The organism is Pseudomonas sp. EggHat1, from assembly GCF_014892995.1.
In the GTDB taxonomy this organism is placed as follows: domain Bacteria; phylum Pseudomonadota; class Gammaproteobacteria; order Pseudomonadales; family Pseudomonadaceae; genus Aquipseudomonas; species Aquipseudomonas chaetocerotis.
The window spans coordinates 48,926-69,912 of the sequence record NZ_JACKQK010000010.1 but is presented as its reverse complement, the minus strand read 5'-3'; the positions used below and the strand labels follow the sequence as shown (position 1 = coordinate 69,912).

At 63.2% G+C, this 20,987-nt stretch carries 20 protein-coding genes and 1 tRNA gene; 8 read left to right on the top strand and 13 right to left on the bottom strand.

Annotation, left to right across the window (positions count from 1 at the left end):
* The first annotated feature begins 141 nt into the window (after positions 1 to 141).
* Positions 142 to 714 (top strand): xanthine phosphoribosyltransferase, encoded by a 573-nt coding sequence (locus INS93_RS16465; protein WP_160016867.1) that lies wholly within the window; start codon positions 142 to 144, stop codon positions 712 to 714.
* Here INS93_RS16465 and INS93_RS16460 read toward each other — a convergent pair.
* The 6 genes from INS93_RS16460 to dadA form a co-directional block, all read right to left on the bottom strand.
* Positions 711 to 2,843 (bottom strand): acetyl-CoA hydrolase/transferase family protein, encoded by a 2,133-nt coding sequence (locus INS93_RS16460; RefSeq protein WP_192983936.1) that lies wholly within the window; start codon positions 2,841 to 2,843, stop codon positions 711 to 713. The genes INS93_RS16465 and INS93_RS16460 overlap by 4 nt on opposite strands.
* 113 nt (positions 2,844 to 2,956) lie before the next feature.
* A complete protein-coding gene (locus tag INS93_RS16455; protein ID WP_074915285.1) occupies positions 2,957 to 3,379 on the bottom strand; it encodes a c-type cytochrome in 423 nt (140 codons plus the stop codon).
* Positions 3,380 to 3,492: 113 nt separating this feature from the next.
* Positions 3,493 to 4,041: a cupin domain-containing protein gene (locus INS93_RS16450; RefSeq protein ID WP_004423167.1), complete on the bottom strand. Its 549-nt coding sequence runs from the start codon at positions 4,039 to 4,041 to the stop codon at positions 3,493 to 3,495.
* Between the two features lie 301 nt (positions 4,042 to 4,342).
* Positions 4,343 to 5,416: an alanine racemase gene (alr, locus tag INS93_RS16445; protein WP_192983934.1), complete on the bottom strand. Its 1,074-nt coding sequence runs from the start codon at positions 5,414 to 5,416 to the stop codon at positions 4,343 to 4,345.
* Between the two features lie 253 nt (positions 5,417 to 5,669).
* Entirely contained in the window at positions 5,670 to 6,017 is a 348-nt protein-coding gene (locus tag INS93_RS16440; RefSeq protein WP_074915290.1) for a RidA family protein, read from the bottom strand.
* Between the two features lie 39 nt (positions 6,018 to 6,056).
* Positions 6,057 to 7,355: a D-amino acid dehydrogenase gene (gene dadA, locus INS93_RS16435; RefSeq protein WP_192983932.1), complete on the bottom strand. Its 1,299-nt coding sequence runs from the start codon at positions 7,353 to 7,355 to the stop codon at positions 6,057 to 6,059.
* A 156-nt stretch (positions 7,356 to 7,511) separates the two neighbouring features.
* On the opposite strand from dadA, the gene dadR reads away from it, so the two are divergent.
* Positions 7,512 to 8,000, top strand: a complete 489-nt coding sequence (dadR, locus tag INS93_RS16430; protein ID WP_013713454.1) for a transcriptional regulator DadR — start codon at positions 7,512 to 7,514, stop codon at positions 7,998 to 8,000.
* Positions 8,001 to 8,063: 63 nt separating this feature from the next.
* On the opposite strand, the gene INS93_RS16425 is transcribed toward dadR, so the two are convergent.
* Positions 8,064 to 8,663, bottom strand: a complete 600-nt coding sequence (locus tag INS93_RS16425; protein WP_160016961.1) for a LysE family translocator — start codon at positions 8,661 to 8,663, stop codon at positions 8,064 to 8,066.
* A 109-nt stretch (positions 8,664 to 8,772) separates the two neighbouring features.
* Here INS93_RS16425 and gcvA point away from each other — a divergent pair, with 109 nt between their 5' ends.
* Positions 8,773 to 9,678, top strand: coding sequence for a transcriptional regulator GcvA (gene gcvA / locus INS93_RS16420; protein ID WP_192983929.1), 906 nt, complete (start codon positions 8,773 to 8,775; stop codon positions 9,676 to 9,678).
* A gap of 73 nt (positions 9,679 to 9,751) precedes the next feature.
* Here the strand turns inward: gcvA and INS93_RS16415 are convergent, their stop codons facing one another.
* The gene (locus tag INS93_RS16415; protein ID WP_192983926.1) at positions 9,752 to 10,105 is read right to left on the bottom strand and encodes a YkgJ family cysteine cluster protein; all 354 of its coding nucleotides are present in this window, start codon (positions 10,103 to 10,105) and stop codon (positions 9,752 to 9,754) included.
* A 211-nt stretch (positions 10,106 to 10,316) separates the two neighbouring features.
* On the opposite strand from INS93_RS16415, the gene INS93_RS16410 reads away from it, so the two are divergent.
* Positions 10,317 to 11,630, top strand: a complete 1,314-nt coding sequence (locus INS93_RS16410; protein ID WP_192983924.1) for an NAD(P)/FAD-dependent oxidoreductase — start codon at positions 10,317 to 10,319, stop codon at positions 11,628 to 11,630.
* Positions 11,631 to 11,685: 55 nt separating this feature from the next.
* Here the strand turns inward: INS93_RS16410 and INS93_RS16405 are convergent, their stop codons facing one another.
* Positions 11,686 to 11,910: a DUF1127 domain-containing protein gene (locus tag INS93_RS16405; protein WP_192983921.1), complete on the bottom strand. Its 225-nt coding sequence runs from the start codon at positions 11,908 to 11,910 to the stop codon at positions 11,686 to 11,688.
* A gap of 183 nt (positions 11,911 to 12,093) precedes the next feature.
* On the opposite strand from INS93_RS16405, the gene INS93_RS16400 reads away from it, so the two are divergent.
* Positions 12,094 to 13,542, top strand: coding sequence for a PLP-dependent aminotransferase family protein (locus INS93_RS16400; RefSeq protein WP_192983919.1), 1,449 nt, complete (start codon positions 12,094 to 12,096; stop codon positions 13,540 to 13,542).
* 12 nt (positions 13,543 to 13,554) lie between these two features.
* On the opposite strand, the gene INS93_RS16395 is transcribed toward INS93_RS16400, so the two are convergent.
* Both INS93_RS16395 and INS93_RS16390 read right to left on the bottom strand, forming a co-directional pair.
* On the bottom strand, positions 13,555 to 14,712 hold the full coding sequence (locus tag INS93_RS16395; protein ID WP_192983916.1) for an MFS transporter: 1,158 nt from the start codon (positions 14,710 to 14,712) through the stop codon (positions 13,555 to 13,557).
* Between the two features lie 231 nt (positions 14,713 to 14,943).
* Positions 14,944 to 16,437, bottom strand: a complete 1,494-nt coding sequence (locus INS93_RS16390; RefSeq protein ID WP_192983914.1) for an aldehyde dehydrogenase — start codon at positions 16,435 to 16,437, stop codon at positions 14,944 to 14,946.
* A 254-nt stretch (positions 16,438 to 16,691) separates the two neighbouring features.
* Between INS93_RS16390 and INS93_RS16385 the strand changes: the two genes are divergently transcribed.
* Positions 16,692 to 17,051, top strand: coding sequence for a cupin domain-containing protein (locus INS93_RS16385; protein WP_192983911.1), 360 nt, complete (start codon positions 16,692 to 16,694; stop codon positions 17,049 to 17,051).
* A gap of 239 nt (positions 17,052 to 17,290) precedes the next feature.
* Here INS93_RS16385 and gabT read toward each other — a convergent pair whose 3' ends face one another.
* Positions 17,291 to 18,571: a 4-aminobutyrate--2-oxoglutarate transaminase gene (gabT, locus tag INS93_RS16380; RefSeq protein WP_160016879.1), complete on the bottom strand. Its 1,281-nt coding sequence runs from the start codon at positions 18,569 to 18,571 to the stop codon at positions 17,291 to 17,293.
* Positions 18,572 to 18,804: 233 nt separating this feature from the next.
* Positions 18,805 to 20,256 (bottom strand): NADP-dependent succinate-semialdehyde dehydrogenase, encoded by a 1,452-nt coding sequence (gabD, locus tag INS93_RS16375; RefSeq protein WP_192983909.1) that lies wholly within the window; start codon positions 20,254 to 20,256, stop codon positions 18,805 to 18,807.
* Between the two features lie 347 nt (positions 20,257 to 20,603).
* Between gabD and INS93_RS16370 the strand changes: the two genes are divergently transcribed.
* Together INS93_RS16370 and INS93_RS16365 are read left to right on the top strand one after the other, a co-directional pair.
* A tRNA-Arg gene (locus INS93_RS16370) sits at positions 20,604 to 20,680 on the top strand.
* Positions 20,681 to 20,790: 110 nt separating this feature from the next.
* The gene (locus INS93_RS16365) at positions 20,791 to 20,982 is read left to right on the top strand and encodes a hypothetical protein (protein WP_192983906.1); all 192 of its coding nucleotides are present in this window, start codon (positions 20,791 to 20,793) and stop codon (positions 20,980 to 20,982) included.
* Positions 20,983 to 20,987 lie beyond the last annotated feature (5 nt).

Sequence of the window (20,987 nt, the reverse complement as noted above, 5' to 3'; positions counted from 1 at the left end):
TGCACCGGGGCTGGTAGTGGCTAACAACCTGTCTAACCGGTCAATTGGCCACGACTGTCGGGCAGGCTGCAGTTTCACTACACAATGCAGGGTGTTTTGAGCGAAAATCCGCAGCTTTTCTGCTCAACCAGAGGATCGACCGTGGAGTCGTTGAAACAGAAGATTCGCAGCGAAGGCATCGTGCTGTCCGAGCATGTACTCAAGGTGGACGCCTTTCTCAACCACCAGATCGATCCGCGCCTGATGCAGGAGATCGGCCACGAGTTCGCCCAGCGTTTCGCCGGCCAGGGCATCACCAAGATCGTCACCATCGAGGCCTCGGGCATCGCCCCGGCAGTGATGGCAGGCCTGGAGCTGGGTATTCCGGTGATCTTCGCGCGCAAGTTCCAGTCGCTGACGCTCAAGGACGACCTGCTGATCTCCAAGGTGTTCTCCTTCACCAAGCAGACCGAAAGCACCATCGCCATTTCCGCCCGTCACCTGACCGCCGCGGACCGCGTACTGGTGATCGACGACTTCCTCGCCAACGGCCACGCCGCCAAGGCGCTGATCGACCTGATTCAGCAGGCCGGCGCTCAGATTGCCGGTATCGGCATCGTCATCGAGAAGTCCTTCCAGGACGGTCGCAACCTGCTGGAGAGCGAGGGTTACCGCGTCGAATCGCTGGCCCGCGTTGCCGCGCTGGAAGACGGCCAGGTGCGTTTCCTCGACTAAGGCCCACTGGTTGCTTGCAAGCCGGCCAGCAGCAAACGCTGGCAGAGGGCTTCACGCATCCCGTCAGGCGCCTCCAGACTCATGCGTCGCAGATGCTCGGCATAGGCTGCTGGTTCGGGCGCATCGAACGTGGCCTTGCCCAGTTCCAGTACTTCGCTCAGGCGCAGCTTGCTCTTGAGCCAGCTCAGCGCCCGCACCAGGTCCTGCTCCACCGCGCTGAAATCGCTGCCTAGCGGATATTCGGCGAACAGCGACGAATGCTCAGTGCGCAGCGCCTGCAGGCGTTCGGGCAGGTTGTTGCCGAAGCGCTCATCGAGCCGGAAATCCGCCGGCAGCTTGCCGGCCTGCTGGGCCTGCTCGATCAGCCCGTTCTGGAAGCGTGAATCGCTGATCTTGAGCAGCGCCTCGATCACCTGCGCGTCGGTCTTGCCGCGTAGATCGGCGATGCCGTATTCGGTCACCACGATATCGCGCAGGTGCCGGGGGATGGTGGCGTGGCCATATTCCCAGACAATGTTCGAATTCACCTCACCGCCTGACTCGCGCCAGCTGCGCAGCAGCAGGATCGAGCGCGCATCCTCCAGCGCATGGGCCTGGGCGACGAAGTTGTATTGCCCGCCTACGCCGCTAAGCACCCGACCGTCCTCCAGTTGATCAGCCACGCCCGCACCGAGCAGGGTCATGGTGAAAGCCGTATTGATGAAGCGTGCATCACGGCGCTGCAGACGCTTGAGTTCCTCTTGGCCGTACAGCTCGTTGATGTAGCGGATGCCGGTCATGGCAAAGCGCTGCCGTTCGCTGTCATCCAGCTCGCGCAGACGCCGGTAGAAGCTTTCCGGGCCAAGGAAGAAACCACCATGCAGCACCACGCCGCCCTGCGCGCTGCCGAGACAGCATTGCAGGCGAGCCTGCGTCTGGGGATCACCGAGATCCGCTGCGACGCGGCTACCGTCAAGCCACTGCAACTCGCCCGCCTCCAGTTGCACATCGCCCTGCAGCAGACCGCTATCGCGCAGCCAGGCCAGATCGCTCGGCTGCAGCTTCGTCGGCAGCCCCGCGTCGACCAGCGCCTGAACGCTATGGGGCCGACCGTGTTCATCCAGCGCACCGTTAATGACCAGACGCTGCAGGCGCAGATCCGGGTAGACCCGACGCCGCAGCAGACCAGCCTCGGCCAGTGCCAGCAAGCCGTTGACGAACATTTCGCTACAGCCATAGAGGCCATGATCGAGCGGCTCGACACCGCCGTTGGCGGCGATTTCACCCGCCCACTCATCAGCACGTAGCGCCTGCAACAGCGCGCGGTAAAGGGCATTGTCGTCCTGCCTGGCGATCATTGCGGCAGTCAGGGCGTCACCCATCGCACCTATGCCGATCTGCAGGGTGCCGCCGTCGCGCACCAGGGTGCTGGCGAACAGGCCGATGCAATGATCCTGCAAGGTCACCGGCATGTTCGGTGTGGAGAACAGCGTGGTGCACTCGTCCTCGTCGATATGGATATCGAAGGTATCGCGCGGCACCTGGGCATCACCAGCCATGTAGGGCAGGTCGCTGTGGATCTGAGCGACGCTGAGCACGGTCTCGCCAGCCTTGCGGCGCTTGTCCAGCAGTGGCAGCAGATCGAGGGTGACGTCCGGGTTGCAGCTCAGGCTGAAATGCTCGGGCTGCGCGGCGTCGACGGCCACCAGCTGGGCGACCAGATTCAGGCCCTTGGCATTGAGGTCACGGGCGACATGGCTGTAGTTACTGCTGATGTAGTCCTGCTGCGCCGGCTCGCATTCGAGCAGGCTGCCCGGCTGGAAGAAGAACTGCTCGACGCGCACGTTGGCCGGCAGCTTGCCGCTGTGCAGGTCGGCGAGAAAGTCCAGCTCGGGATAATCGCCGTAGACCCGATCAACGAAAGGTTCGAGAAAGCGTCGCTGCAAGTCCTGGGCGGCACGCGGACGCGCCAGGCACAGCGCGGTGTAGATGGTCAGTTGCCGCTCGGGCATCTCCCGCACCCGTGCATACAGCGCGTTGACCCAGCGATTGGGCTTGCCCAGACCGAGAGGTAAACCCAGATGAATCGGCCCAGCGATCTCGCTCAATACGCGGTCGACGGCTTGTTCGAGGGTACAGGTATGCGGCATATGACGCTCCTCGCGACATCCATGACAAATGGAGTTTGGACTGTATAGCCGCGTGCCGCTGCCATAAACGAAAAAACCGCCCGGAGGGCGGTTTTTCAGGGAAGAGACGGGTCTTACAGACCGGACATCTTCTTGATCGCTTCGCGCAGTTCGTCGTCCGAGCAATCAGCGCAGGTACCTTTCGGCGGCATTGCGTTGATGCCGGAGATGGCCTTGGCCAGGATGCCGTCGAGACCGCCCTGGTGGTCGGCACGCTCTTTCCAGGCAGCGGTGTCGCCGATCTTCGGTGCATCCAGCACACCCGTGGCGTGGCAGGCATTGCAATGCTTGGCGATGATGTCGTCAGCGGTGCGTGCACCACCACCGGCGGAGGCGGCGACGGTTTCGACGCCCTTGCACTCTTCGCCCATGATGCACACGTCGCCTACAGGCTTGAGACGCTCGGCGATGGCTTCATCAGTCGTGGCCTGAGCAGTCACTGCCCACAGGGCCAGTACGGCAGCCGGTACTGCCAGCATTTTCTTCATCAGATTCACGGTACACCCTCTTCGTGGCTAGTCACGCCCGCGGCCACGGTTTCGCGAGCGGGCGACAGTATAACGGCAAGCGGGCCTGGCCGAAACAACCCATATTGTCGCAGGGTTATTGATCAGAAGTTCGCTGGCGTGGTGGCACTGATCAAACGCGCCGGTACATCGAACGGATTGCGGAAGCGATGCGGCTTGCTGCTTTCGAAGTAATAGCTGTCGCCCGGCTCGAGGATGAACACCTCGTTGCCAACGGTCAGCTCCAGCTTGCCCTCGACCAGCATGCCAGCCTCTTCGCCTTCGTGGGCGTACATTTCGTCACCGGTGTCGGTGCCGGCCGGGTAGGTTTCGTCGAGGAAGGAAATGGCGCGACTCGGGTGGGCCTTGCCAATCAGCTTCATGGTGATGGCGCCACTGCAGATATCGGTCAGTTCGGCGGCACGATAGACCACCTGGGTCTGGTTCTCCTGCTCCATGTCGAGCGAGAAGAATTCCACCAGCGACATGGGAATGCCGCCGAGCACCTTTTTCAGCGAACTGATCGAGGGGCTGACGCTGTTCTTCTCGATCATGGAAATGGTGCTGTTGGTGACGCCCGCCCGCTTGGCGAGTTCACGCTGGGATAGGCCTTTGAGCTTACGAATCGATTGCAGTCGAACGCCGACGTCCAATGCTGGAATCCCCCTTGGGATAAGAGACGAAAAAGTGTCCGTATCATGGCATAGCGTTCGGAATTTACAACACTTGCGTTCATCCTTCGCCTACACCTCCCAGGAAACCCGTTAAAAGGCCGCGAGCTAGAGCCATGCAAGGCGCAACGACCCACAGGAGTAACAGCCGAAGGGAGAGCGCCAGCGAATCAAATAGGGGAGGACCGGTCGGAGTCGCGTTCGACTGTACGAGCTGTACATGAGCAATACGACCTGGCTGGCGAACCAGCCTGTTTTTAACGCAGCAGTCTTTTAACGGGTTTCAGCCCCCGAGATAGAGCAGCGGCACTCGCCGCAGGTTGCAGAAAATCTGATAGGGAATGCTGCCAGCAGCCATGGCCACGTCGCTGGCCAGCACCTGCTTGCCCCATAGTTCGACACGGCTGCCGAGGCCGGCCTGCGGCAGATCGGTCAGGTCCACGGTCAGCATGTCCATCGACACGCGCCCGATCAGGCGGGTCAGTTGACCGTCGACCATCACTGGCGTACCGGTCGGCGCATGCCGTGGATAGCCGTCTGCATAGCCCATGGCGACCACGCCAACGCGAGTCGGTCTTTCGGCCACGAAGCGCGCGCCATAACCCACCGGCTCACCGGCCGGCAGCTCACGCACGCTGATGACCTTCGATTCCAGCGTCATTACCGGCTGCAGGCGCGCAGCGTGCTGCTGAGCCTGCTCGAACGGCGTGGCGCCGTACAGCATGATGCCGGGACGCACCCAGTCACTGGGCACCTGTGGCCAGCCGAGCACGGCCGGCGAGTTGCGCAGGCTGACCTCGGCGCTCAGACCGTCGCGAGCCTGCTGGAACACCGCCAGTTGCTCGGCCGTGCGCTCGCACTCGGGCTCGTCGGCACGGGCGAAGTGGCTCATCAGCACGATCTTGCTGACCTTGCCGCTGGCCAGCAGGCGACGATAGGCGGCCTGGTAATCGGCCGGATGCAGACCGACACGGTGCATGCCGCTGTCGAGTTTGAGCCAGACGGTCAGCGGCTTGCTCAGTTGGGCCTGCTCGATGGCCTCGATCTGCCACTGCGCATGAATCACGCACCACAGGTCATGCTGGTCGATCAGCGCCAGTTCGTCAGCCTCGAAGAAGCCTTCGAGCAACAGGGTCGGCGCGACAATTCCCGCCTCGCGCAGTACCAGCGCCTCTTCGATGCAGGCCACAGCAAAGCCGTCGGCCTCGGCTTCGAGTGCCTGCGCACAGCGCACCGAGCCATGCCCATAAGCATCGGCCTTGACCACGGCGAGGGCACGGGCACCGCTCAGTTCACGGGCCAGGCGGTAGTTATGACGCAGGGCATCGAGGTCGATCAGGGCACGGGCAGGACGCATGTTCGTTTATCTCTCAATCATTCGCTGAGGCTACGGTTTTTCGTAGCCCGGATGAAATCCGGGGCCATGCCGGCGCAGGCTCCCGGATTGCATCCGGGCTACACGCAGGCAAATCGTCATTCAAAAAAAACCCGGCGGGGGAGCCGGGTGAAAAGCCAACACAAAAAAATTCCGGGAGAATTTTTTGACGTCGTTTGCGACGGCCCGGAGGGTTGCCGCCATGGATGGCAGGCAACAAAAAGCTGTGGCCGCCTCAGACGGCAGCCACCACACACATTTCCACCAGCACTTCGGGCTTGTACATCTTCGCTTCGACGCAGGCGCGGGCCGGCGCATTGCCGTCGGCGACCCAGGCGTCGTACTCGGCGTTGAGGCCGTCGTAGTCGGCCATGTCCTTGAGGAAGATGGTCAGCGAGAGGATCTTGCTCTTGTCGCTGCCACCCTCGGCCAGCATCTTGTCGATGTTGGCCAGGGTCTGGCGGGTCTGCTCGCGGATGTCACCGGCGAAGTCGTCAGCCAACTGGCCAGCGAGGTAAATCGTGCCGTTGTGGATCACCACTTCGCTGTAGCGTTTGGCCACATGCAGGCGCTGAATCGACATAAGGGTAAAGCTCCTTGAGTTGCGAAAGCGCGAAGGCTATCAGGTGCGCAGCGGCTGCGGTGCGCTCTGAACTTCACGCGCCTTGCGCGAGTAACGCGAGATATCCAGGCCATCGGCGCTGATCTGCGGACGTTTGTTGGCCATCAGGTCGGCCAGCAGGCGACCGGAGCCACAGGCCATGGTCCAGCCCAGGGTGCCGTGACCGGTGTTGAGGAACAGGTTGCGGAAGGCGGTGCCACCCACGATCGGCGTGCCATCAGGTGTGGCCGGACGCAGGCCGGTCCAAAAATCAGCGCGTTGCAGATCACCGCCTTCCGGGTAGAGGTCGGAGGTGATCATCTCCAGGGTTTCGCGACGACGCGGGTTGAGCGACAGGTCGAAACCGGCGATCTCGGCCATGCCGCCGACGCGGATGCGGCCATCGAAACGGGTGATGGCGACCTTGTAGGTCTCGTCGAGAATGGTCGAGGTCGGCGCCATGTCTGCGTTGACGATAGGCACGGTCAACGAATAACCCTTGAGCGGGTAGACCGGCGCACGCACGCCCAGCGGCTTGAGCAGTTGCGGGCTGTAGCTGCCGAGGGCGAGCACATAGCGGTCAGCGGTTTCCAGTTTGCCGTCGATCCACACACCATTGATGCGGTCGCCCACGGCGTCCAGACGCTGGATGTTCTGGCCGAAACGGAACTCGACGCCAAGCGCCTTGGCCATGTCCGCCAGCCTGGTGGTGAACATCTGGCAGTCGCCGGTCTGATCGTTGGGCAGGCGCAGGGCGCCAGCCAGCTTGTGCTTGACGCCAGCCAGGGCCGGTTCGACGCGGGCGATACCGTCGCGGTCGAGCAGTTCGAACGGTACACCGGAAGCTTCCAATACAGCGATGTCCTTGGCGGCAGCATCGACCTGAGCCTGGGTGCGGAACAGCTGAGTGGTGCCGAGCTGGCGGCCTTCATAGGCGATGCCGGTTTCGGCACGCAACTCGTCGAGGCAGTCGCGGCTGTACTCGGACAGGCGCACCATGCGCTCCTTGTTGATCGCATAGCGGCTGGCGGTGCAGTTGCGCAGCATCTGCGCCATCCACAGGTACTGGTCGACGTCACCAGTGGCCTTGATCGCCAGCGGAGCGTGTTTCTGCAGCAGCCACTTGATGGCCTTCAGCGGCACGCCCGGAGCGGCCCAGGGCGAAGCGTAGCCCGGAGAGACCTGGCCAGCGTTGGCGAAGCTGGTTTCCAGCGCCGGGCCATTCTGACGGTCGACCACCACCACCTCGAAGCCCTGACGGGCGAGGTAGTAAGCACTGGCGGTACCAATCACACCGCTGCCGAGAACCAGAACACGCATGTTTTTCTCCCCGCCGCGCCCAGAGCGCGTGCGTTACAGGCCATTGTTGTAGATGGGCGCAGTATAGGAAGAGCCGTGCAGTGCTTTTCACCATATACATAGCTATATTTGGCGAGAATTCTTGGCAAAAAGCCGTTTTACAGAGGCGGATTCCCCATGAGAACCCAGCATCAAAGCCGTCGTGAACTGGACAAGATTGACCGCAACATCCTGCGCATCCTGCAGGAGGACGGGCGCATCAGCTTCACCGAACTGGGCGAGCGCGTGGGGCTGTCGACCACGCCCTGCACCGAGCGCGTACGGCGCCTGGAGCGCGAAGGCATCATCATGGGCTACCACGCCCGCCTCAACCCGCAGCACCTCAAGGCCAACCTGCTGGTATTCGTCGAGATCAGCCTGGACTACAAGTCCGGCGACACCTTCGAGGAATTCCGCCGCGCGGTGCTCAAGCTGCCGCACGTGCTGGAATGCCACCTGGTCTCCGGCGACTTCGACTACCTGGTGAAGGCGCGCATCAACGAGATGGCCAGCTATCGCAAGCTGCTAGGCGACATCCTGCTCAAGCTGCCGCACGTGCGTGAGTCGAAGAGCTATATCGTCATGGAAGAGGTGAAGGAGAGCCTGGCGCTGCCGGTGCCTGAGTAATCCTGCGGGCGCGGGCTCTGCCACTCGTGCCATGGAGACGGTGAGTGAAGGGCCAAGCGGGACTCAACCCAAGACCATGTAGATCGCCACCGCCACCATCAAACCACCGAAAACAAGGCCCTGTATCCGCAGGGATTGGTCTGATGTGAATCGCCCAAGAATCACCCGCCCGCCATATATCCAGGGAAAATGGCAAACGATCCCCACCAGCAGGAAAGCTCCGGTCAGCACTGCCACCTGTGGAGCCAACGCCCGGTCCGGCCGGAGGAACTGGGCAAACATGACTGCCACCATCGAGTGGATCTTGACGTTCAGCAGCACGGCAACGATGCCGCTGACCAGCCCCATGCGCTCCACGGTCTGGGCCTTCTTGCCAGGTGCAGCAGAGCGGAAGAATCCCCAGGCCAGATACAGTACATAGGCCGCCCCCGCCCACAGCATCACCGTATGACTTTGCGGGTATTGCAGTAGCAGTGCCCCAAAACCGAGCCCGTACAGCAGACATAGCAGAACATTGCCGACTTCAAACCCCAGCCAGAACGGGACTGTGCCTCCCACCCCAAAACGTGCCCCGGACAGCGCCAGCACCGTGTTACCAGGCCCCGGACTGATCACCATCGGCACCGCATACCCCAGAAAAACCGCGACAAGCTCCGGCGACATCACAACCTCCCATTTCCTAATCGATTTCAGGGAGTTAACCGTCGTTTGCAGCAGCGGGGAAATGATCTAATCTCGGGCATTGGATAAATACAGCTAATGGAAGAGGCTCATGCGCCGTCTGCCGCCGCTGGGGGCCGTACGCGCGTTCGAAGCTGCCGCCCGCCATCTGCATTTCACCCGCGCCGCCGACGAACTGGCGGTGACGCAGGCCGCCATCAGCCATCAGGTGCGCCTGCTGGAAGAGTGGCTGGGCCAACCGCTGTTCGAGCGGCGAGGCCGGATGCTGGCCTTGACACCCACCGGGACCGCCTACCTGGCTGACCTGACCCCGGCGCTGGAGCGTATCGCTGCCGCCAGCGCCACTGCTCGCCGCCCGGCCAATGGCCCGGTACGGATGACCGTTCTGCCGTCACTTGCCGCGCGCTGGCTGGTGCCGCAACTTCCCGCCTTTCAGGCAGCCCATCCAGAAATTGACCTGCAATTGACCACAACGACCGACCTGTGGGACGGCAGGGACACTCGCTTCGATCTTGGCCTGCGATCCGGCCCCGGTGGCTGGCCCGGTCTGAACAGCGCTCTGCTGTCCACCGAAACGCTGACCCCGCTTTGTAGTCCAGCCCTACGCAAGGCCTTGCCAGCTTCCTGCACGCCACCAGATCTGCTAAGCCATCGCCTGCTGCATGACACCCCTAAAGGGAACTGGGGCCGATGGTTCAGTGCCGCCGGATACCCGGATCTGCCAGTACCCGCAGGACTGAACCTGACCGACTCCGCCATCACTCTTCAGGCCGCCGTAGATGGACAGGGCATTGCACTGGGGCGGCTGTTTCTGGCCGCGGCCGACTTGCGCGCCGGTCGTCTGGTAATGCCCTGCCCGGAACAGCGGATCGCCAACGACTATGCCTACTGGTTGGTCTGGCCGCCACGCCATGACGCCAACCCGGCCATCACCGCCGTGAGGGACTGGATACGCTCGACTGCACAGACAGAAAACACGGGTGCAGACCAGGCTTGAAACAGCGAGTAGCTAGCGCAATAACGGACCAGCGCAGCACGCCTCCCCTGCATGGTGAGGCTCATGCCGTCTCCTACACCAACCGCTGCCGAGTGCTGGCGATCAGGCGATGCACCTGACGCTCGACTGCCGGCTCGATGGGCTGCTCCGGGCCACGCCCATGCGGGCAAGGCAGGTTCGGCGTGGTACCGAACAGGCGGCAGATCAGCGGGCGCTGGTCATACACCTCGCAGCCGTTCGGCCCCAGGTGCACGCAGTTGTATTCGGCCAGCGCCGCGTCATGTTCGGCGTCGCTCTTGACCGGCAGGCGCGCCAGTTCCTCGGACGATGCCGTGACCGGCCCACAGCAGTCGTGGCAACCGGGCACACAATCGAAACGCGGGATCTGGCGGCGCAGGTGGTCGATCTTGCGGTCGGTGCAGCTCATGCTCAGGCGCCTTGAAATGAAGGGAGCAGTTTACAGCGCCCGTAGGCCAGACGTAGCCCGGATGCAATCCGGGAACCGCTGCGCTCAACCTGGGCAGGCCCGGGATACCCAGCGGGAAATCGCGCTTTTTTCCGCTGACCTATTGGCGTCGGACGGATCACGCGCTTATGCTGCGTTGAATTTTCCACACAACAAAATCAGGATTTCGCACATGAACGCCCGCGTTCACCAGCCCGTCCACAGCCCGCAGCATGCCGCTTCCTATTACGCCGCCAGCGTCAATCGCCAGCAGGCCTACCCGCCCCTGGGCGGTGAGCTGCAGGTGGACGTGTGCATCGTCGGCGGCGGTTTCAGCGGCCTGAACACCGCTATCGAGCTGGCCCAGAAAGGCCTGTCGGTGGCGCTGCTGGAGGCGCGCAAGATCGGCTGGGGCGCCAGCGGCCGCAACGGCGGACAACTGATTCGCGGTGTTGGCCATGATGTCGAACAGTTCGAATCAGCGGTCGGCAAGGACGGCGTGCGTCAGTTCAAGCTGATGGGCCTGGAGGCGGTGGAGATCGTGCGTAATCGCGTCGAGCAGTTCCAGATCGACTGCGACCTGACCTGGGGCTACTGCGACCTGGCCAACAAACCGGCGCACATGGAAGGCTTCGCCGAAGACAAGGCTGAGCTGGAAAGCCTCGGCTATCGTCACGAACTGCGCATGGTGCCGAAGGAGCGCATCCATGAGGTGGTTGGTTCGGACAACTATCACGGCGCCATGATCGACATGGGCTCGGGCCACCTGCACCCGCTCAACCTGGCGCTCGGCGAAGCCGCTGCCGCCCAGTCGCTCGGTGTGCAGCTGTTCGAAGACTCGCCGGTGACGCGCATCGACTACGGCAGCGAGGTGCGCGTGCACACTGCCAATGGCAAGGTGCGCGCCAAGTACCTGGTGCTGGCCTGCAATGCCTACATCAACGGCCTCAACCCGACCCTGAGCGGCAAGGTGCTACCGGCCGGCAGCTATATCATCGCCACCGAACAACTCTCCGAAGAGCAGGCGCGCCAGCTGATCCCGCAGAACATGGCGCTGTGCGACCAGCGCGTGACCGTCGACTACTACCGCCTCTCCGCCGACCGTCGCCTGCTGTTCGGCGGTGCCTGCCACTATTCGGGACGTGATCCGGCCGATATCGCTGGCTACATGAAGCCGAAGATGCTCAAGGTGTTCCCCCAACTGGCCGATGTGCGCATCGACTATCAGTGGGGCGGGATGATCGGCATCGGCGCCAACCGCCTGCCGCAAATCGGCCGACTCAAGGATCAGCCCAACGTCTTCCACGCCCAGGCCTACGCCGGCCACGGCGTCAACGCCACGCACCTGGCCGGCAAGCTGCTCGCCGAGGCCATCGCCGGCCAGGAAAGCCGCGGCTTCGACCTGTTCGCCCAGGTGCCACACATGACCTTCCCCGGCGGCAAGCACCTGCGCTCGCCGCTGTTGGCCATGGGCATGGCCTGGCACCGGCTGAAAGAGCTGCTGTAGGGTTCGCGGCTGAAGCCGCTCCTACGGCAGCGGAGGCGCCGAGATTGCATCCGGGCTACAGCTTCCAGAACGGCAGATTCGCCTCGCGCTCGGCCTGGGCGCGGCTCAGGCCGATATCGCGCAATTGCTGGTCATTGAGTTTGAGCAGCACGCGGCGGGTGTTCAGGCGCCGCCAGAAGGCCGGCCAGTCGCGGCCGAAATAGCGAACCTCGCCCTCGTGCGTCGCAATCCGCACGGCCTCACCCACTGCTACGAAATCTGTATTGCTGTACCCGGTCATGGCTGTTCTCCCGCTGTCTTCTGTCATGGGAGATCAGAATGCCGTCAGACGAAAAGTCATGACAGATTCAAAAAACTCTTATTAACTCCATACAGATTCCGTCGACTTTCCCCTGAATGGGAATTTCCGCGCCGATCTGTACTGGTTTCATTTCATAAACCCCACACAAGCCGGACGACTGCCATGACGCTCTATCTGAATCTGGCCGAGCTGCTCGGCACCCGCATCGAGCAGGGGCTTTACCGCCCCGGCGACCGCCTGCCGTCGGTACGCAGCCTGAGCCAGGAGCACGGCGTCAGCCTCAGCACGGTGCAGCAGGCTTACCGCCATCTGGAGGACATGGGCCTGGCTTCGCCGCGGCCGAAGTCCGGCTACTTCGTGCCACTGGGACGAGAGATGCCCGCGCTGCCGCAGATCAGTCGCACGGCACAGAGGCCGGTGGAGGTTTCGCAGTGGGATCACGTCCTGGAGCTGATCAGTAGCCCTGGTCGCCATGAGGTCCTATCGCTGGGCCGCGGTCGCCCGGATATAAGCGGCCCGACGCTGAAGCCGCTGCTGCGCAATCTGTCACGCCAGGCGCGTCGGCAGGACCCGGACGTGCTTACCTACGGCAACATCCGCGGTGATATTCGCCTGCGCGAACAGATCGCCCGGCTGATGCTCGACTCCGGCTGCCAGTTGGAGGCCGAAGATCTGGTGGTCACCACCGGTTGCCACGAAGCACTGTCGGCGGCGGTGCGCGCCATCTGTCAGCCCGGCGACATCGTCGCGGTCGACTCGCCGAGCTTCCACGGCGTGATGCAGGCGCTCAAGGGCTTCGGCATGAAGGCGCTGGAACTGCCCACCGACCCGCTCACCGGAATCAACCTCGACGCCCTGGAAATGGCCCTGGAGCAGTGGCCGATCAAGGCCATCCAGCTCACGCCGAACTGCAACAACCCGCTCGGCTACATCATGCCCGACACCAACAAGCGCGCCCTGGTCGCCCTGGCGCAACGCTTCGACGTAGCCATCATCGAGGACGACGTCTACGCCGACCTCGCCTACAGCTACCCACGCCCGCGCAGCATCAAGTCCTTCGACGAGGACGGTCGTGTGCTGTTCTGCAGCTCCTTCTCCAAGACCCTGGCGCCGGGCCTGCGCGTCGGCTGGATCGCTCCCGGGCGCTATCTGGAGCAGGTGGTGCACATGAAGTACCTGGGCACCGGCAGCACCGCCCAGTTGCCGCAGTTGGCCATCGCCGAGTACCTCAAGGACGGGCACTACGAACCGCACCTGCGGCGCATGCGTGCGCAGTACCTGCGCAACCGCGACCTGATGGTGGATTGGGTCAGCCGTTATTTCCCGGCCGGCACCCGGGTCAGCCGCCCGCAGGGCAGCTTCATGTTGTGGGTGGAGATGCCCCAGGGCTTCGACAGCCAGAAGCTCAACCGCGCCTTGCTGCCGCACAAGATCCAGATCGCGCCGGGCAGCATCTTCTCGGCAGCGGGCAAGTACCGTAACTGCATCCGCCTCAACTACGCCGAGCCGCCGAGCGACGTGATCGAGGCGGCGGTGAAGCAGATCGGCACGACCATCGCCGAATTGATCGAAGAGGCCGACCTGCAACATACCCAGATGCCGGGGCAATGACGCTGAAGCAGCTCAGGAACGCGCCACGCTCACCGTTTCCATCTCGCTGAAGGCGCCGCGCCGGCTGGCGAGGATAATGAACACGAAGGCGCCGGTGGCCATCAGCAACGGCAGCGCATGGCTGCTCAACCACTGGCTGACAGCGCCGGTGGTGAGTGGCCCGATCAGGCAGCCCAGGCCCCACAGCTGGGCGACATGGGCATTGGCGCGCACCAGCTCGTCGTCGCGATAACGCTCACCGATCATGATCAGCGACAGGGTGAACAGGCCGCCGGCACTGGCACCGAAGGCCACCAGCACCGGCCAGATCACCGGCGTATGCAACAGCGGCGGAATAGCCAGGCTGGACACCAGCAGCACGATGCCGCAACCACGGAACAGCAACTGCCGCGACATGCGGTCGGCCAGCCAGCCGATGGGCAGTTGCAGCACCGCATCGCCCACCACCACGACGCTGACCATCAGCAGCGCGACCTCCTGAGGGAAGCCCTGGCGCAGGCCGTAGATCGGCAGCAGGGTCAACATCATCGCTTCGAAGGCTGCGAACAGCATCACCGCCCAGGCAATCGCCGGCAACTTGCGGCAGAACACCAGCAGCCCGCGCCCCGAAGCGCTGTGCGCATCCACCCTGGGTGCGCCGGTGCGCCCGAGCAAAATCAGCGAACCGCCGATCAGCAGGCAAACGCCCGTCCAGAAACCAGCATCGGTGGCCGTGCCAAGCGCCGTCAACAGCAACGGGCCGCTGAGCTGACTGAGGGCATAGCCGGTGCCGTACAGCGCCACCAGACGACCACGCCACTTCTCCACCGCCAGCTGGTTGATCCAGCTTTCGCCGAGGATGAACACCACGGTCAGCGCCACGCCAATGAACAGACGCAGGCCGACCCAGACTGCGTAATTCTGCACCAGGGCCAGCCCCGCAACCGACACCGCACCCAGCAGCAGACACAGCTGCATCAGCACGGTGGTGCCGAAGCGCGCCGCCAGACGCCCGGCCAGCAACGCACCGAGCAGCACGCCGACAGCCGGAGTCGCCGCCATCACGCCGATGGCGAAGGAGTCATAGCCCCAGCTTTCCAGGCGCAGCGAAACCAGCGGCATGGTCACGCCCAGTGCCAGCCCGATGCTGATGACCGCCGCACAGACGGCGAAATAGGTGCCCCAACGCATTGGCGAATTCCTTGGCAGACGAGCCACTGCAAAGACAACGGCCGGGTTCCTTGGGAACCCGGCCGTTCTAAAACAGATCTTCGCCCGGAACCAACTTCGATAAAGATCTCCTGGGCTAGGGCCAGACAAGGCGCCCCGGAGCTTTCAAGCGCAGCGTACTGCAGTACGTGAGCATTGAAAGCGAGGACGCAACGCCGTATGGCCGACGACCAGGAGATCGCCCCGCTATCGTTACAGCTTGATCCAGGTGGACTTCAGCTCGGTGTACTTGTCGAACGCATGCAGCGACTTGTCGCGGCCGTTGCCGGACTGCTTGAAGCCACCGAACGGCGCAGTCATGTCGCCGCCGTCGTACTGGTTGATCCACACGCTGCCGGCGCGCAGTGCCTTGCCGACCAGGTGGGCGCGCGACAGGTTGCTGGTCCATACCGCTGCGGCCAGGCCGTAGACGGTGTCGTTGGCGATGGCGATGGCTTCGTCCTGATCGTCGAAACCGATCACTGACAGCACCGGGCCGAAGATCTCTTCCTTGGCGATGCGCATGGCGTTGTTGACGCCGTCGAAGATGGTCGGCTCGACGTAGGTGCCGCCGGTTTCTTCCATCACCCGCTTGCCGCCGGCCACCAGCTTGGCGCCATCGTCATGGCCGGCCTGGATGTAGCTCAGCACATTATTCATCTGCGTGGTGTCGACCAGCGCGCCGACGTTGGTCGCCGGGTCCAGCGGGTTGCCCGGTTTCCAGGCCTTGATCGCCTCGACCACCATGGGCACGAAGGTGTCCTTGATGGAGTTCTCCACCAGCAGGCGCGAACCGGCGGTGCAGACTTCGCCCTGGTTGAAGGCAATGGCGCTGGCAGCCGCTTCGGCAGCAGCCTGCAGGTCCGGCGCGTCAGCGAAGACGATATTCGGGCTCTTGCCGCCGGCTTCCAGCCAGACGCGCTTCATGTTCGACTCGCCAGCGTAGATCATCAGTTGCTTGGCGATCTTGGTCGAACCGGTGAACACCAGGGTGTCGACGTCCATGTGCAGGGCCAGGGCCTTGCCGACGGTGTGGCCGAAGCCTGGCAGCACGTTGAACACGCCCGCCGGAATGCCGGCCTCGATGGCCAGCTGGGCGATGCGGATACCGGTCAGCGGCGACTTCTCGGACGGCTTGAGGATGATCGAGTTACCCGTGGACAGCGCCGGGCCAAGCTTCCAGCAGGTCATCAACAGCGGGAAGTTCCACGGCACGATGGCGGCGACCACGCCGACCGGCTCGCGGGTGACCAGGCCCAGCTCGTCGTGGGCGGTGGCCGCGACTTCGTCGTAGATCTTGTCGATCGCCTCGCCGCTCCAGCGGATGGCATTGGCGGCGCTGTTCACATCGATGCTCAGCGAGTCGCTGATCGGCTTGCCCATGTCGAGGGTTTCCAGCAGCGCCAGTTCCTGGCCATGCTCTTCGATCAGCTCGGCGAAACGGATCATCACCTTCTTGCGCTTGGCCGGGGCCATGCGTGACCACACGCCGGATTCGAAGGCAGCGCGGGCATCCTTGACCGCCACGTCGGCATCAGCCTGGTCACAGCTGGCCACCATGCCGAGCAGGCGGCCATCGACCGGGCTGATGCATTCGAAGGTGGCGCCAGACTCGGCGGCGCGGTACTCACCGTGTACGAATGCGCGAGTTTCGATGGTCAGGGTCTTGGCACGCTGTTCCCAGTCGGCACGAGTCAGGCTAGTCATTCCGGCATCCTCTCAATGGGTGGAAGCGGCGTCCGCGAGGGCGCGCACTGTCAATAATTCTGCAAGGCCAGATCGCTGGCCAAATCCTGTTCGACACACTAAACCAGAGGGCTGTGGCTTTTCAATATTTTTGACACAGCCCGGCAAAAGCCCTTGTCATGTTCGTTTTTTTAAACATAGACTGCTGCCACGACTTTCCCGCGAAGGCCCTGCTGGTCGCGCGGTTGCCGCCACCGACACAACGGAACAGCCAGATGAACATCGAGCAGATCGTCGACTTCGCCCAGGCCGGCACGGCCGCCGAGCACTATCGCCCCGCACCGGAAAAAGTGCTCAAGGGCGACCCCGAGCAGAGCGTGCGCAACCACTACAGCAGCCCTTGCGGCCAATTCAGCACCGGCATCTGGGAAGGCGCCGTGGGCCAGTGGACGGTGAGCTACAGCGAGCACGAGTACTGCGAGATTCTCCAGGGCGTTTCCGTGCTACGTGATGCCGATGGCAATGCCAAGACCGTACGCGCTGGCGACCGCTTCGTGATTCCCGCCGGTTTTTCCGGCACCTGGGAAGTACTCGAAGCCTGCCGCAAGGTCTACGTGATCTTCGAACCCAAGTAAGTACCTGACTGGAAAACGCCAGACAGGTTCCCGCCCCCGAATCCTGTTGTTGCTTGTCACCCTTTGGCCCGCCTGATGCGGGCCTTTTTCTGTTCGCTGCACAGCCGGCATGACGCGCCTGATGCATCGGTAGCCCCGCTGCGCAAGGCGCCTACACGAAACGCCCGGCAAAAAAAGACCCGCACGCAGGCGGGTCTTGGTCACGGCGGGCACGCACCAGGCGTGCCCTGATCCTGGGCTCAGGCCAGTTCGTCGAAGCACTCGGCGACGATGGCGATGCCTTTTTCCAGTTGCGCATCAGGGATGGTGACGGGCATCAGGAAGCGGATGACGTTGTAGTAGGTACCGCACGACAGCAGGATCAGGCCCTTGTCGCGAGCACGGGCGACGATCTTGCCGACCAGTTCGGCCGCCGGCTTGCTGTGATCACCGCCCTCGAACAGCTCGATGGCGACCATCGAACCCAGGCCGCGCACGTCACCGATCACCTTGTGTTTCTCGGCGATGGTCTTCAGGCCCACCTTGAGCTTCTCACCCACGGCATTGGAACGCGCGAGCAGGTTCTCTTCATCGAACACCTTGAGCACGGCCAGGGCCGCAGCGCAGGCGATCGGGCTGCCGGCGTAGGTGCCGCCCAGGCCACCGGGGGCGATGGTGTCCATGATCTCGGCCTTGCCGCACACGCCGGAGATCGGGAAGCCGCCGCCGACGGACTTGGCGAAGGTGGTCAGGTCCGGCACCACACCCAGTTGCTCGGTGGCGAAGAAGGTGCCGGTACGGCCCGCGCCGGTCTGCACTTCATCAGCGATCAGGAGGATGCCGTGCTGATCGCACAGGGCGCGCAGACGCTGCATGAAGGCCGGCGAGTTGACGTAGAAACCACCCTCGCCCTGCACCGGCTCGATGATGATGGCGGCGATGTCCTGCGGCTGCGCGTCGTTCTTGAAGATGCGCTCGATGCTGGCGATGGACTCGTCCTCGCTCACACCATGCAGCGGGCACGGCGCCTGGGCGCGGTACACACCAGCGGGCATCAGCCCCATGCCAGCGGAGTACGGCACGACCTTGCCGGTCAGCGACAGGGTCATCATGGTGCGGCCGTGGTAGGCGCCGGTGAAGGCGATCACGCCGGCGCGGCCGGTGGCGGCACGGGCGATCTTCACGGCGTTTTCCACGGCTTCGGAGCCGGAGGTCACCAGCAGGGTCTTCTTGGCGAAGTTGCCCGGCACGCGCTTGGCGATCTCTTCGCACAGTTCGATGTAGGGCTCGTACGCCAGTACCTGGAAGCAGGTGTGGGTCAGCTTGGTCAGTTGCTCCTGAACGGCAGCGATCACCTTCGGATGCAGGTGGCCGGTGTTCAGCACGGCGATACCACCGGCAAAGTCGATGTACTCGCGGCCTTCGACGTCCCACACGGTGGCGTTCTCGGCGCGCTCGGCGACGATCGGGTGGATCTGGCCGACGCCGCGCGGTACGGCGGCGGCACGGCGTTGCAGCAGGGATTCGTTGGTCTTGCTCATGGTGTCCTCATGGCCGTCATCGGGCGGCTCGGTTGCAAGGAAATGCCTCTGGAGGTGGTTCGCCGCAGCATACGATGATCGACTGCGTCGGGCCGCCGGAGGCGGGGGAAATTCTGGCTCGCTACGTTCCAGATCAGAAGGCTAGGCGCGTCGCGAGCTCGTAGGGTGCGCCGTGCGCACCATGGCACTTCAAGAGAGGCTCGGTGGCAATTGCCCCGAACCCTCGATAGCGACTAGATGCCGCCCAGGCACATGTACTTGATCTCGAGATAGTCCTCGATCCCGTACTTGGACCCTTCGCGGCCCAGGCCGGACGCTTTCACGCCGCCGAACGGCGCAACTTCGTTGGAGATCAGGCCGGTATTGATACCCACCATGCCGTACTCCAGCGCCTCGGCCACGCGGAACACACGGCCCAGGTCGCGGGCGTAGAAGTAGGACGCCAGACCGAACTCGGTGTCGTTGGCCATGGCGATCACCTCGGCCTCGTCCTTGAAGCGGAACAGCGGCGCCAGCGGACCGAAGGTCTCTTCCTTGGCCACGGCGGCGGTTTTCGGCACGTCGAGCAGAATGGTCGGTTCGAAGAAGGTGCCACCCAGGGCATGCGGCTTGCCGCCCAGGGCCAGCTTGGCGCCTTTGCCCACGGCGTCCTCGATGTGCTCTTGAACCTTGGCCACGGCCTTCTCGTCGATCAGCGGGCCGGTGGTGGTGCCGTCTTCCAGACCGTTGCCGATCTTCAGTTTGCCCACGGCGGCGATCAGCTTCTCGGCGAAGGCATCGTAGACGCCGTCCTGCACATAGATGCGGTTGGCGCAGACGCAAGTCTGACCGTTGTTGCGGTACTTGGAGATCAGCGCGCCTTCGACGGCAGCGTCCAGATCGGCGTCATCGAAGACGATGAACGGCGCGTTACCGCCCAGCTCCAGCGACACCTTCTTGATGTCCTGGGCGCATTCGGCCATCAGCTGACGACCGATCTCGGTCGAGCCGGTGAAAGAGAGCTTGCGCACGACGGGGTTGCTGGTCAGCTCGCCACCCACTTCGCCGGCGCTACCGGTGACTACGCTGAGCACACCTTTCGGGATACCGGCACGCTCGGCCAGCTCGACCAGGGCCAGGGCGGAGAAAGGGGTCTGCGAGGCTGGCTTGATCACCATGGTGCAACCGGCGGCCAGGGCCGGACCGGCCTTGCGGGTGATCATCGCGGCAGGGAAGTTCCACGGGGTGATGGCTGCGGTCACGCCGATCGGCTGTTTGATCACGATCAGACGCTTGTCCGGCTGGTGGCCCGGGATCACATCACCGTAGACGCGCTTGGCTTCTTCGGCGAACCACTCGATGAAGGAGGCAGCGTAGGCGATCTCGCCCTTGGCTTCGGCCAGCGGCTTGCCCTGCTCCAGGGTCATCAGGCGACCCAGGTCATCCTGATTTTCCATCAGCAGCTCGAACCAGCGGCGCAGCTTGTTCGCACGCTCCTTGGCGGTCAGCGCACGCCAGGCCGGCAGCGCCTTCTCGGCAGCCTCGATGGCGCGGCGGGTTTCAGCGCGGCCCATCTTCGGAACGTGGCCGATGATCTCGCCAGTGGCCGGGTTGTTCACGGCAATGGTCTGACCGCTGTCGGCGTCCAACCACTGGCCATCGATATAAGCCTGTTGGCGCAGCAGCTGGGGGTCTTTCAGTTGCATGGCAGTCTCCTTCAGTTCCGACACCCGGGCGTCGGCGTAAGTCGTTGGAGTCACGGGCAGAGCCCGCAAGGCCGAAAAGGAGCCGTGCGGGGCCTGGTAATGGATTCAGAGCCGTTGAACGTGCGAGGGTTCAGAATGACTGATCGCGCCGTTTGAAATCTCAAACGAATCCTAGGATCGGCAGGGGTAAAGGGCAATAGGTGGCCGGTCAAAATCCTTAAAATAATGGCAGAAACTTCTGAAATACAGGTTCTGGCGGCCAAAAAGTGTAAAGTCCGTTCTGAATAATGCACACTCATGCAGAATGGACGCTAACCGCCGAGATGCGTATGATTGCGCCCCGCAACGCATCCGTAGCTCAGCTGGATAGAGTACTGCCCTCCGAAGGCAGGGGTCGTGGGTTCGAATCCCGCCGGATGCGCCATTTTAGAAGCCCGCCAACGTGCGGGCTTCTGCGTTTTTGTCGTTCCCTCGGCGCTTACATCGAGCCTCATTACCCCATAGGATTGGCGCCAGGTTATGTAGGGAAGACATATGGATATTCTGTTGCTGATCGCCGGCGCCTTCGTGGTGATCTTCATCTATTGCTGGCGACGCTCAAGGCCCAGGCGACCTCCGGGTAAAAGGAAGCGCAACGGTCTGACCGGGCAGGACTCCGGCTCAGGTTTCAGTGACGGGGGCTTCGACTACAGTGGAGGCGGCGATGGCGGCGGCGGCGGTGATTGACCCAC

What these genes read in the sequence shown, in the direction of transcription:
- INS93_RS16460 (WP_192983936.1), bottom strand. Translation starts at nt 2,843, where the DNA reads ATGCCGCATACCTGTACCCTCGAACAAGCCGTCGACCGCGTATTGAGC.
- alr (WP_192983934.1), bottom strand. Translation starts at nt 5,416, where the DNA reads ATGCGTCCTGCCCGTGCCCTGATCGACCTCGATGCCCTGCGTCATAAC.
- INS93_RS16440 (WP_074915290.1), bottom strand. Translation starts at nt 6,017, where the DNA reads ATGTCGATTCAGCGCCTGCATGTGGCCAAACGCTACAGCGAAGTGGTG.
- dadA (WP_192983932.1), bottom strand. Translation starts at nt 7,355, where the DNA reads ATGCGTGTTCTGGTTCTCGGCAGCGGTGTGATTGGTACCGCCAGTGCT.
- dadR (WP_013713454.1), top strand. Translation starts at nt 7,512, where the DNA reads ATGAGAACCCAGCATCAAAGCCGTCGTGAACTGGACAAGATTGACCGC.
- INS93_RS16425 (WP_160016961.1), bottom strand. Translation starts at nt 8,663, where the DNA reads ATGTCGCCGGAGCTTGTCGCGGTTTTTCTGGGGTATGCGGTGCCGATG.
- gcvA (WP_192983929.1), top strand. Translation starts at nt 8,773, where the DNA reads ATGCGCCGTCTGCCGCCGCTGGGGGCCGTACGCGCGTTCGAAGCTGCC.
- INS93_RS16415 (WP_192983926.1), bottom strand. Translation starts at nt 10,105, where the DNA reads ATGAGCTGCACCGACCGCAAGATCGACCACCTGCGCCGCCAGATCCCG.
- INS93_RS16410 (WP_192983924.1), top strand. Translation starts at nt 10,317, where the DNA reads ATGAACGCCCGCGTTCACCAGCCCGTCCACAGCCCGCAGCATGCCGCT.
- INS93_RS16405 (WP_192983921.1), bottom strand. Translation starts at nt 11,910, where the DNA reads ATGACCGGGTACAGCAATACAGATTTCGTAGCAGTGGGTGAGGCCGTG.
- INS93_RS16400 (WP_192983919.1), top strand. Translation starts at nt 12,094, where the DNA reads ATGACGCTCTATCTGAATCTGGCCGAGCTGCTCGGCACCCGCATCGAG.
- INS93_RS16395 (WP_192983916.1), bottom strand. Translation starts at nt 14,712, where the DNA reads ATGCGTTGGGGCACCTATTTCGCCGTCTGTGCGGCGGTCATCAGCATC.
- INS93_RS16390 (WP_192983914.1), bottom strand. Translation starts at nt 16,437, where the DNA reads ATGACTAGCCTGACTCGTGCCGACTGGGAACAGCGTGCCAAGACCCTG.
- INS93_RS16385 (WP_192983911.1), top strand. Translation starts at nt 16,692, where the DNA reads ATGAACATCGAGCAGATCGTCGACTTCGCCCAGGCCGGCACGGCCGCC.
- gabT (WP_160016879.1), bottom strand. Translation starts at nt 18,571, where the DNA reads ATGAGCAAGACCAACGAATCCCTGCTGCAACGCCGTGCCGCCGCCGTA.
- gabD (WP_192983909.1), bottom strand. Translation starts at nt 20,256, where the DNA reads ATGCAACTGAAAGACCCCCAGCTGCTGCGCCAACAGGCTTATATCGAT.
- INS93_RS16365 (WP_192983906.1), top strand. Translation starts at nt 20,791, where the DNA reads ATGGATATTCTGTTGCTGATCGCCGGCGCCTTCGTGGTGATCTTCATC.